The following is an 11,311-nucleotide window of genomic DNA, read 5'->3' as shown; positions in this document are numbered from 1 at the left end:
AGCTGATCTGTATCGTCCCGCGGGGGACGGCAGATCAGCTTTTTTTATAAGGCACACCATGAAAATTCACTTATCAGGGAAGTCTGTCAAACTTGTTTTCTTGGGCATCGATTAAAGCGAGCTTGTAATTGATCTTTTCCAGCATTTTTATCATCCGTGTTAATTGTTCCTCCACTTTGCTCTTTTGGGTGAACAGCATCGTTTTTCTCAGGTGCAGTGTACGATCTCCGCGCTTGTACAGCTCAACGTATTGTTTTATTTCTGACAGCGGCAGCCCTGTCGAACGAAGAGCCTGAACCGTCTCAACGCACTCGATGTAGTGATCGTTGAATTGGCGGACCCCGTTTGTATCCCGGTCAACAGCCGGCAATACGCCTTCCTTCTCATAATAACGCAATGTATATGCAGTAATGCCCGTTTTCTCAACGATATCCCTAATCGTATACGCCATAAGATGTTTCACCGCCTATTGAATGTTAGAGTGACTCTAGTATATTCTACAATCCGGACTTGCCTCCAGTCCATATTATCCCTATATAAAAGGCTTGAATTGATAGATTTGACTTAGAGCCGCTTCAATCCGCTAAGCTGAGAGAGCAGCAACAAACTAATGAGGAGGATGTTCAATGCCCAAAACAGTGTTGATCACCGGGAGTTCGACCGGACTGGGAAATACAACAGCGAAGAAGTTTGCGAAGGAAGGATGGAATGTGATTGCGACGATGCGCAAACCGGACCAGCGCTTGACTGAGGAGAATCCCGAACGGATTTTCGTCACCGGGCTTGATGTTACTAAGCCCGCTTCCATCGAGGCGGCCATTGCGGCAGGGATCAACAGGTTCGGCCGGATCGACGCCGTCGTGAACAACGCCGGAGTCAGTATCCTCTCGATATTTGAGGCAACCCCCATGGACATTACCCGCGGGATTTTCGAGACGAATGTCTTCGGTGTCATGAACGTCATTCAGGCAATCACCCCTTATTTCCGCGAAGAAGGCGGCGGCACAATCATCAATATCACTTCAAACGTAGGTTTTGCCTCCAACCCGCTTCTGGCCGTATATGTCTCAACCAAGCATGCCATTGAGGGGCTGTCCGAATCACTCTCGTACGAGCTGGAATCACAGAATATCTCCGTCAAGCTTGTGGAACCCGGAGCCATGATCACTACGAATTTCTCATCGAACACCATGGCCGCAACTCAAAACCTGTCCGTTCCGCAAGCGTACCAGCCTTATTACGAACATATGATGAACTGTATGCTGGACTATCCGTTTGAGAGTTCAGATGAGAATCAGGCTGCAGATCAGGTGTATGCCGCTGCATGCGATCCGTCTGAGCGGCTGCGCTATCTGGCAGGTCCGGACGCTGAAGAAACAGCCGGGCTGAGATGGTCCCAGTCGGAAGAGAAGTACATGAAGACCATGCGGGAGCTGTTGGGGCAAACAGCGTGGCGAAATGGACAAGCCGGTATTCAATAAAGAATACTAATTCTGCTTCACAAAGGATGGTTGGACAATGGAGGATAAAGTACATCCGGAACTTCAAAATATGTTTGCTGCTCTACCAAAAGTTGTATATACGCGAGAGAATTTGGCAGCCCAGAGGAAAGAGATGCAGGAGTTTACTGCCGGAATGGCGGCATCTCTGCCCTTTAATGATGAAGTGCTGATCTCAGAAAGAAAGGTTCCAGGTGCAGAAGGAGCGCCGGATGTCCGCATCAAAATATACGAGCCCAGAGTGAAAAATCAATCTCTCCCGGGTGTCTTATATATTCACGGCGGAGGATATATTCTGGGGTCCGCCGATATGATGGACTTTACCCTGCAGCAGCTGGTATCAGAGCTCGACTGTGTCATTGTTTCTGTGGATTACCGGCTGGCTCCGGAGCATCCGTTTCCGGCTCCTCTCGAAGATTGCTATGCTGCACTCACCTGGTTCTCCGAAAACGCAGAATCACTGGGAAGCGATTCATCCAGAATCGCAGTATTCGGCCCAAGCGCCGGCGGCGGATTGACGGCTGCTCTCTCCCTGCTGGCAAGAGATAGAAACGGCCCTCCGATTATGTTTCAAATGCCCCTCTATCCGATGCTTGACGATCAGCTCCTTACAAGGTCCAGTAACGAAATAACAGATGACAGAGTATGGAACAGAGCCAAAAGCCAATTGGCTTGGGAAATGTACTTAGGAGAACAAGGCCAAGAATCCCCGTATGCCGCTCCGGCACGGGCAGACGATTTGTCAGGACTTCCGCCCACATACACCTGCGTCGGTGACTTAGATCCGTTTCGCGATGAAACGATTCAGTATGTGTTAAGGCTCACGCAGGCGGGTGTGCCGACTGAATTTCATTTGTACCCCGGATGTTTTCATGGGTTCGAAGAATACTTTCCTTCTGCGGAGATCAGCCAGAGAGTTGTGCAAGAATATTACACGGCTCTGAAGCATGCCTTATACAAATAAACAGCTGATTTCTTCAGCATAACAGATAGAGGGGGCGCATTCGCTATGGAATGCGCCCCCTCTATCTAAGGGCTTAGGCTATTTCGGCTGGCGGGTGTATTTTTCATCCACATTCTCGCTGTACAGATTGGCCTCATTGCCGCCATGATTCTTGGAGCGGTACATGGCCAGATCGGCGGCGCGGAGCAGATCATTGATGCTGCTGCCATGCTGTGGATAGAGGGCTACACCAATGCTGGCAGAGGTATGGAAGCTGGAGCCTTTGTTGACCGACCAGGATTTATTGAACAGCTGGAGCAGACGCGCCAGCATTTCATCTAGCATTTCCGGACTTGTGAACCGGTGCAGCACCACCGCGAATTCATCACCGCCGATGCGGAACGCCTGGCCTGAGCCCTTAACGGTCTGCTGCAGCTCCCGTGAGAGCAACTGCAGGAATTCATCGCCTGCCAGATGGCCCAGCGTATCATTCAGCTGCTTGAACCGGTCGCAATCCAGCAGGGCTACGGCAATCTCCTGCCGGCGCTCCTCCGGCTGGTTAATCAGATTCTCCATGTACATTTTGAAATGTGCCCGGTTGGGAATGGCAGTCAAATGATCATAGAAGGCCAGCTTGTGCAGCCGTTCCTCATATTGCTTGCGCTGGGTAATCTCACGCGATACCAGCATGAATTGTGCAGGGAAAGCCCGGCTTCCCGGAATAGGTGTGACTTTGGTCTCCAGCCATACCCAGTGCCCTTCTGCCGAACGCATACGCAGCTCGGAAATCCGCGGTGAAGCCTGAACTACACTCTTCAGCTTGGCCCAGGAGATCTCGGCTTCGCGGATATAATTGGAGAGAGGGGCGCCCTTGCTTGGAACATACCCAAGTACACTTGAATGTGATGGGGATGCGTACAGGATCAGGCCATTGTGATCGGTCAAAATAATGAAATCGGACATGGTTTCGCCGATCAGCTGGTATAGTGATTTCTCTTCCAGCATTTCATTCTGCAATGAGATGAGTCTGCGGCAGAGATAAATAATAACCAGGACCAGCAGGAACAGGAATACTGAATAGACGGCAAACAGCGAGCTTTTCAGATTCTTGAACTCGAGAATAACCTGCCGGGCATAGCTGTCAATCAGACCCTCGGCGGTATCCAGCGTCCCCCTTACCTGGGTGAGCTGGGTATGAACGGCCAGCGGGGAGTAGGCCGCGGGGTTCCAATCACTCTGGACCCGCTGCGAGATCAGTTCCCTTCCGCTATCCTTCCAGAGCTCTAGTGAGGTCTCGAACTGCTCCAGCTCACTTCTCAGCTCACCCAGCAGCAACTCACTCTGCTTCATTCCATTGTATGGACTCTCTACAGAATCCAGATTATAACGGGCAGTACTGACCCGCTGCTGCGCCTGGGCATTATTGTCCTCGAACTCCTGCGAGAGCACACTGCGCTGCGCATCGGTTATATTGCCGCTGAGCGAAGTCTGAAGCGCGATGGCAGACTGATGCAGATCACGGTCGGCATTCAGCACGAGCTCGGAGTTCTGGTATACATCACTGTATAAGGAATCCGATAGTTTATTCATCGTATAATTCAGATATAACAGGGAGGCAACGCTGACGCCAACCAAAAGAACGGAGATGGATGTGAATAATAGGATTAATCTGCGTGTACTTGTGATTTCGGAAAAAACTGCCACTGTCATCCTCTCCCCGCATAGAACTTTGCGAATCTCATTGGTGTACCTTGGGTGCATGCGGAATTTATCCTTATGCGGCAAATGGCTGTTTGCTGGCATGATAAAGAGAGTTTATGTTAGCGAGTCCTAAAAGCAGGGGAAGAAGGAGGGAAATGAAAGAAAAAATCCCGGTTTAACCGCGGTTTCTTTTCACCAGTATATAGGACTACCTTCATGCAGAGCAATTGCTGAAAAAAATAATAAGCCTCATCATCTCCTGCTGCCGGGTTTACGGGTCGTCAAGCGAACCGGGAAACCGGGAAGGAAATTGCTTGAGACATATAACGTGCTACTTATACGAAGATTTATGTATAACTGACTACTATAAGTATTCTACCCTTGAGACCTATTACCCACATTTATTGCAAACGATACCCTCCCGGGATCAATTAAAAGTTAATTTTGCTGAAACAGCTCCAGTTTACCCGGAGGGGTTGGATGGAACAGGAAAATCCGCCAGCCTCAACCAAATGTGAGACGGACGGATGGAGTAAATAAGATATAAGGCTCGTTAATACAGGAATGCTAATCGTTTCGCAGCGCGTAGATAGGCCGCATTCTGGCTGCCTTGTTAGCAGGGATCATTCCGAAGACAACTCCGATGATCAGGGAGAATGTGAAGGAGATCAGGACCATGTTCCAGGATGTCGCCACATTCATGGTTGTATATTTCCCCACGGCCCAGCTGGCACCAAGCCCCAGCCCGACTCCGATCAGGCCCCCTGTTCCGCTTAAGACTACAGACTCAATCATGAATTGCATCATGATGTTGATTTTTTTGGCCCCGATTGCCTTGCGGATTCCGATCTCCCGCGTCCGCTCGTTAACGGAGACAATCATGATATTCATGATTCCTATGCCGCCGACGAACAGGGAAATGCCGGCAATGCCGCCAAGTGCCATAGAGAGCGTATCACTGGTCTCGTTTACCGTTTCCAGCATTTCCTGAGAATCGAAGACAGAGTAGGAGTTCTCCGCACCGCTGAATTTGGCATCGAGCGTAGACTCCAGCTCGGTTTTTACATCCTCCACATTATCGTTGGAAGTAGTTGTGATGGTAATCGAGCGGACCCCCTTACTCTGCAGGAACCGTTCAGCGGTTGAAATAGGAATCAGAATCTTCTCGTCGCTGGAGCCGCCGCTGGTTGAGCCTTTGCTCTCCAGCAGACCGACGATTTTGAAGCTGCTTCCGTTGAGCTGTACCTTTTGGCCCACAGGGTCATCCGTGCCGAACAGATCCTCAGCCGTATCTGTTCCGATCAAGGCTACCTTTTGACGGTAATCTGTATCAATCTCCAGCAGAAACCGTCCGGATTGCACATGGAAATCCTGGACTTCCTCATAGGCAGGTGTTATCCCTTCAACGGATACTGAAACGTTCTCGGTCCCATTCTTGGCGGTAACATTCCCCGTGATTACGGGAGATACATTCTCCACCCCTTCAATCTCTCCAAGTGCCAGAGCTTCCTCGTAGGTTAAGGAAGTCGTTGCCCCGCGTCCCATAATGTTAACCGTCAGCTGGTTGGTTCCAAGAGAGCTTAAGGATTCCGTAATCTGCGAAGTCGTACCCTGTCCTACCGAGACGAGGGCGATTACTGAGGATACACCGATAATGATGCCCAGCATTGTGAGGAAGGCTCTGATTTTACTGCTGAGAATACTTTTAAAAGCCATTTTCATGCTTTGATACAACATCATGAGTGGGACACCTTCCGATCCTCAACGAGATCCCCGTCCTGAATCCGGATAATCCGTTTGGCCTGCTCGGCGATTTCAAGGTCATGCGTGATTAGAATAATAGTATGTCCCTGTTCATTAAGCGCCTTGATCATCTCCAGAACTTCCTTACCTGTCTTGGAATCAAGCGCACCAGTCGGTTCATCGGCAAGCAGGATAGGAGGAGTGCCGGCAAGGGCGCGGGCGATTGCCACACGCTGCTGCTGACCCCCGGACAGCTCGGACGGACGATGATCAATTCTGCTCTCCAGGCCTACCCTGACCAGAGCATTGCGGGCAACCTCTCGGCGTTCCCGGTGAGACATTCCCCGGTAGATAAGGGGCAGCTCCACATTCTCTACTGCCGATAATTTCGGCAGCAGATTGAAGTTTTGAAAGATAAAGCCGATTTTCTCGTTGCGGATCTGGGCCAGCTTGTTGTCTGACAGCTTGCGGATTTCCTGGCCGTCCAGGAAATAATCACCTTCATTAGCAACATCCAGGCATCCCAGCATGTTCATTAGGGTCGACTTGCCCGAGCCTGAGGGTCCGATGATCGCAACAAACTCACCGTAATCGATGTTGAAGGTCAGGCCCTTGAGTATCGCCATTGATTCTCCGGCCATGGTATAGCTGTGCTGCATGTTCTGAACCCGGATTAACGGTTCGGAGGTGCTCATCGTCCGCCACCGCCTCCGGAGAAGCCGCCTCCGCCGCCCGTCATTCCGCCCCCAGCACCGCCGCCAGTGAAGCCGCCGGTCATTCCGCCACCGCCGAAGCCGCCGCCCATACCGCCTTGCATCTGTGTCTGCTGGGTGGAAGTGTTGCCTGTAGAGATCACAGTAGGAATGATCACTTCATCACCTTCATTTAAGCCGCTCACGATTTCGATGCTGCTCTCATTGTGGATGCCTACCTCTACGGCAACCCGTTTCTGGCCGGATGCTAAGCTTGCTGCGGTTCTGCCGCCGGATGCGCCGCCCGGGAACTCGCCTCCGCCGTAGCCGCCACCACCACCGCCGCCGTAACCGCCGCTGCGCATGCCCCGGCCGCCGGTCTGGCCTTCTCCGCCTTGCCATTCACCGCTAGGAGGGCCGCCTGCCACATCACCGCTCGGAGCCTGACCGCCCGCCGCATCACCGCTCGGAGCTTGCCCGCCTGCCACATCACCGCCCGGAGCCTGACCGCCCACCAAATCGCCGCTCGGAGCCTGACCGCCTGCGGCACCGCTGTCCGTTGCCGCAGATTCTCCGCCTTCGGTCACAGGTACATTCACGTAGTATTTGCCGTTCACTTCGGATACCGCCTCGATCGGCACGGTCAGAATATCATTTTTCTCTTCAATGGTAATCGCCACTTCTGCGGACATGCCGACCAGTACTCCCTCAGAGTTATTCAAGCCTACAGTGACATTGAACAGGGAGACGCCGTTTGAGGAGGTTCCTTCCTTGGCGATATCAATAACCTTGCCGGCAAACTCTTTATCCTCAAGCGCATCCAGCGTAATCGTTGACACCTGATCCAGCTTGATCTGAGGAATATCCAGTTCATCCACCTGTACAGTTACGCTCAAATTAACGTAGTCAGTCATGGTGAACAGCTCTGTACCATTCTGAGCCTGTTCGCCGTCCGTAATATTTACAGCTGTAATCGTTCCGTCGATAGGAGCCGTTAACGGATCTGGCGGAACCATATCCTCATAGATGGCAGCAATGGAATCCTGTTGATCGGCAATATCGCTTTTGGCTTTATCAATAGCTGTTTTTGCCGATTCCAGCTCTTCATCTGTAGCATTATTCATCGCGATCGTTTTGTAGTTTTCCTGCTTGTTCGTAAGCTCGGTTTTGAGGTTCTCCAGCGATTTGTTGGCTTCCTTCAGCTTGTCGTTGAAATCGCCCGCCACAAAGGTAATCAGCACATCGCCTTTTTTGACGACATCGCCTTTTTTAACCATGACTGTATCCACTTCACCGGCTTCTTTGGTGCGGATGCTCTCACTGTTGATTGCCGAAACGGAACCAGAGCCGGAGACACCAACGAGGATATTTCCCTTGGTCACCATTGAGGTGTTCATGGGAGCGGCATTGACCTGCGGGTTCTGATCCGGCCATAATACATAGCCCAGAATACCTGCAATAGCAATAACAACAACGGCTGAGGCGATAATCATTTTCTTCTTCTTTTTCATTCCGATCCTCCATCTTACTCAAATAATATAAGGGGCCAGGTGTACCTGAGAATCTTACGAACCGCTTGCTTCGGTGCTGCCATTGCCTGCGGCCGCTGTAGTGCCGGTATCCGTAGTTGAAGCTGCTTTGGTCACAACATCGACGGAGTAGACCTGTCCGCCAAGCTCTGTCCGCTGGCCTTGGAATTCGTCGTACAGAGTGAGCTTGTAAGTGCCTCCGCTTAAGTTCTTGAACAGTGAGTTGGTAATGGTCGTTGTGTAGGAGCCATAAGTTCCTACTGCCAAATCCGTTCCAAGGGACAGCGTTTTCTCGAAATATTGTCCATACGGGTCAGTAATGTGCAGAATCAGCTTATGGTCGAATGGTCCCATCTGGTAAGTTGTATCCCGCGAGAGATTGTAGTTAAATGCCAATGCAAGACTGGTGGTGCCTGATGTAATGGTGCCTGTAGAATTTGATATGGCCAGCGTGTAAGGATACAGGGACACAGAAGTCAGGTTACCAGCAGGCGTAGGCACCACAGGAGCCAGTGTCAGTGCTGATGTATTCACATAAGCTGTAGCCGCGGTTCCGGCTGAAGTCAGCTTACCGTCTGCAATCTCCTGGCTGACATACAGCTGGAGGCCGTTTGTGTCCACGGCAGCCGGTATATTAGCCCAGAAGGTAACCAGAGTCTTGCCTGCCGGACTTGTGGAACTCTCCGACTGGATCGCAGTTGCCTCGAAATACTGTCCGTCTGCGGTTTTGAATTGTCCATACAGCCGGGAGAGGTCAGTCTGCCGGGTTTCTTCACTGTTCATTTCTACTTCACTGTATATGAGGTTATTGCTGGTTCCGCTGTATACAAGGGTTGAACGTTCCTTCACGCTGGCTTTTTTACCGGTCGATGTAATCTTGAACGATTCACCCACAGCCAGAGGCGTAATACCGCTGCTAAGCCCATCCGTTGTGCCAAGAGAGAGGAACTGGGTAGTGCTGGTGCCGGAAGTTTCTTGAAGAATGATCTGGGCCTGGCTGAAATCGAGCGTATAAGGCACGCGGGTAAGAACCGAGACTTGCGTGCTGGCTCCAGGAGCAAGAACCGTGCTGGTACTCTCCGTATATAGCTGTGAGGACGAGCTCAAATCCGTCAGGTCCACTTTCAGCACACCGGTAAGTGCAGGCAGAGTAATTGTTTTGGAGGAATGATTGCTGATGGTGACCTTAGCCTGTACGATATCTTCGCTGCCCCACGGCAGACGCTGCAGGGAATTCAGTGTGACGCCAAAGGTGCCGTAGCTGTTGGTAATGCTGTTCTCTGTAGCGATGTGAGTATTGCCTGCCAGGGAATAAGGGATTTTGAAATAGGCTACAGGCAGTGTTACTTTACTTGAACTGGTGCTGGTCTCACTGCTGCCATTGCTGCTGTTGCTGCCGGTGCTACTGGTGCTACTGGTGTTACTGGTGCTGCTGCCCGCAGGGGCAACCATTTGCAGTTCGAGCGTATCCTGAGCCAGCTCAAGCGGAACGCTGGCGGTTAGTTCAATCAGCTTCTCTTCCAGCGGCTTTAAGGTAAGGGAGCTGAATGCAGTTGTTGTTACCGGGAAGGTATAGCCTTCAGCGGATTTGACAGCAAGCTCATACGCAGGCAAAGTCACTGCTTTGGTGCCGGCATTTTTAAGGGTGAGCTGATAACTCCATACGGCATTGCCATTGTCTGCATGCACACTTGCGTCCGCGAGCTTCATGTCTACAATATTGCTGTCGATGGAGATCTTCTTGGTATAGCCGGCCGCCACGGTGAAATCAGCTGTACCCGCAGCAGGAAGGGAATAGGAGGAGACCGGAAGATAGAGCTTCAGCCCTTCATCCAGCTTGGCGATCTGCAGCGTCATCTTGGTGACGTTCATGTAGGAGGGAATCTCAGTCATATAGTAGAGCGTCTTCTTCTCCTGGGGCTGAATCTTGTATTCGGAGCTGCTGTCATCCAGCGTGAGCGTGAAGGTAGAGCCGCCCGAGGATTTCAGGTACAGGCTGTAGCCCGGGTCTGTGAGTACTTTGGTGCCCAGATTCGTTATACTGAGTCCAACCTTGGCATAGACCTTGCCGTTATATTTGTAGATTTGTGCAGACTCAGCTTTGGTGTTGACCGGTATGCTGCCAAGTTCAACTTTGCGGGTCTCACCTGTAAGGGCGGACAGCGAGTAGTTAGAAGGAACGGTAAAAGTGCCTATGCGCTGTTCATAATTGGCGGCACTGAAGTTCCAGCCGTACATGTTGACTTTAAGCCCTTTGGCCGAGGCGGCTGTTCCAATATTCGCATAATATGTAATGCTGGTGCTCTGCTTCGCAGCGATCTTTTTGACAGCACTGTCTGCGCTGACCGGGATTCCCTTAATGATGCTGCCGCCGGCAGTCACGATTTTGGAGAAATAATTGACCATATTGACGCTGCTGCTTGCATTGTTAGTATAGGTGAGTGTATAAGTAAGAATATTTCCGCCGGTTTGGCTCTGAATGCCTACATTGCCCAGCTTCACACTAAGCGTGGTGCTGAGCTTGATTGCGCTGAGGCCTGTAAGACTGGAGACTTCCGTTACTGTGGCAGCTGTTTTGGCAGTGGTTGTACTGGCCGAGGCAGCAAACGCCGTGGTTCCCGCGCTCCCCGCGAGTTGACTTGCAGCAAATGTACTGAGTAACAGCAGAACAAATGCTTTTCTTCGTTTAAGCATGAATTTCCCTCCCTGTATAAAAGCCGATACTATTCAAAAGCCGCCCTGTTCTAATGAGGACAGCCAGGCTTATCTCAAAAGGGAAAATATCAAATTCGGCTGAACGTTCGCTGAAAAAAAGCCCCCAAAACCGCGCTGAAGCTTAAAGGAAGCTTAAAGGAAGATAAAAATTAACCTAAAATTGTGCAACTTGTCAAAAGCGCCGTTATTGCATATAATAAATAGACATATCTTCCGAACTGGAAGATCGAATGTATTTGACACAATCCGCATAAATGCATTGATGGAGAAGAGTACGTAGTGCCTGGCTTACAGGGAGGAAGCGCCGCAGATTGAGAGCGTTTCTAAGAGAGCAGAGCTGCCGAAGTTCACTCCGGAGCAGTTCCCTGAATTCCATTCAAGGCTTCCTTGAGGGACACAGTAGGGGATACCGGCCGCAGACCGTTATTTCTGTTAAAGTGAGACAGGTCTCCGCCGGTCCGAAAGAGGGAATATTGCTCTTAAGGGAAG

General features: G+C 51.0%; 8 protein-coding genes. 2 read left to right on the top strand and 6 right to left on the bottom strand.

Annotated elements, in window-relative coordinates:
- Nucleotides 1-73: 73 nt before the first annotated feature.
- A complete protein-coding gene (locus tag NSU14_RS22125; protein ID WP_039310237.1) occupies nucleotides 74-451 on the bottom strand; it encodes a MerR family transcriptional regulator in 378 nt (125 codons plus the stop codon).
- 175 nt (nucleotides 452-626) lie between these two features.
- Between NSU14_RS22125 and NSU14_RS22120 the strand changes: the two genes are divergently transcribed.
- Together NSU14_RS22120 and NSU14_RS22115 are read left to right on the top strand one after the other, a co-directional pair.
- A complete protein-coding gene (locus tag NSU14_RS22120; protein ID WP_076242617.1) occupies nucleotides 627-1,481 on the top strand; it encodes an SDR family oxidoreductase in 855 nt (284 codons plus the stop codon).
- 37 nt (nucleotides 1,482-1,518) lie between these two features.
- The gene (locus tag NSU14_RS22115; protein WP_076242618.1) at nucleotides 1,519-2,463 is read left to right on the top strand and encodes an alpha/beta hydrolase; all 945 of its coding nucleotides are present in this window, start codon (nucleotides 1,519-1,521) and stop codon (nucleotides 2,461-2,463) included.
- A 78-nt stretch (nucleotides 2,464-2,541) separates the two neighbouring features.
- On the opposite strand, the gene NSU14_RS22110 is transcribed toward NSU14_RS22115, so the two are convergent.
- From NSU14_RS22110 to NSU14_RS22090, 5 genes are all read right to left on the bottom strand, one after another.
- Entirely contained in the window at nucleotides 2,542-4,146 is a 1,605-nt protein-coding gene (locus tag NSU14_RS22110; protein ID WP_052421739.1) for a diguanylate cyclase domain-containing protein, read from the bottom strand.
- Nucleotides 4,147-4,710: 564 nt separating this feature from the next.
- Nucleotides 4,711-5,883, bottom strand: a complete 1,173-nt coding sequence (locus NSU14_RS22105; RefSeq protein ID WP_039310234.1) for an ABC transporter permease — start codon at nucleotides 5,881-5,883, stop codon at nucleotides 4,711-4,713.
- The gene (locus tag NSU14_RS22100; RefSeq protein ID WP_076242620.1) at nucleotides 5,880-6,581 is read right to left on the bottom strand and encodes an ABC transporter ATP-binding protein; all 702 of its coding nucleotides are present in this window, start codon (nucleotides 6,579-6,581) and stop codon (nucleotides 5,880-5,882) included. The genes NSU14_RS22105 and NSU14_RS22100 overlap by 4 nt, the downstream gene beginning before the upstream one ends.
- The gene (locus tag NSU14_RS22095; RefSeq protein WP_340947357.1) at nucleotides 6,578-8,089 is read right to left on the bottom strand and encodes an efflux RND transporter periplasmic adaptor subunit; all 1,512 of its coding nucleotides are present in this window, start codon (nucleotides 8,087-8,089) and stop codon (nucleotides 6,578-6,580) included. The genes NSU14_RS22100 and NSU14_RS22095 overlap by 4 nt, the downstream gene beginning before the upstream one ends.
- Nucleotides 8,090-8,143: 54 nt before the next feature.
- A complete protein-coding gene (locus tag NSU14_RS22090) occupies nucleotides 8,144-10,801 on the bottom strand; it encodes a hypothetical protein (protein ID WP_076242622.1) in 2,658 nt (885 codons plus the stop codon).
- Between the last annotated feature and the right edge of the window lie 510 nt (nucleotides 10,802-11,311).

Origin of the sequence: Paenibacillus sp. FSL R10-2771, from assembly GCF_038000205.1 — a bacterium.
GTDB classification, from domain to species: domain Bacteria; phylum Bacillota; class Bacilli; order Paenibacillales; family Paenibacillaceae; genus Paenibacillus_AQ; species Paenibacillus_AQ phytohabitans.
The sequence above is the reverse complement of the archived record's forward strand: the minus strand, read 5'-3'. Positions and strand labels throughout refer to the sequence as shown.

Excerpts from the sequence above, each read along its gene's own strand:
- NSU14_RS22105 (WP_039310234.1), bottom strand. The coding sequence starts at position 5,883 with ATGATGTTGTATCAAAGCATGAAAATGGCTTTTAAAAGTATTCTCAGC.
- NSU14_RS22115 (WP_076242618.1), top strand. The coding sequence starts at position 1,519 with ATGGAGGATAAAGTACATCCGGAACTTCAAAATATGTTTGCTGCTCTA.
- NSU14_RS22100 (WP_076242620.1), bottom strand. The coding sequence starts at position 6,581 with ATGAGCACCTCCGAACCGTTAATCCGGGTTCAGAACATGCAGCACAGC.
- NSU14_RS22125 (WP_039310237.1), bottom strand. The coding sequence starts at position 451 with ATGGCGTATACGATTAGGGATATCGTTGAGAAAACGGGCATTACTGCA.
- NSU14_RS22120 (WP_076242617.1), top strand. The coding sequence starts at position 627 with ATGCCCAAAACAGTGTTGATCACCGGGAGTTCGACCGGACTGGGAAAT.
- NSU14_RS22095 (WP_340947357.1), bottom strand. The coding sequence starts at position 8,089 with ATGAAAAAGAAGAAGAAAATGATTATCGCCTCAGCCGTTGTTGTTATT.
- NSU14_RS22090 (WP_076242622.1), bottom strand. The coding sequence starts at position 10,801 with ATGCTTAAACGAAGAAAAGCATTTGTTCTGCTGTTACTCAGTACATTT.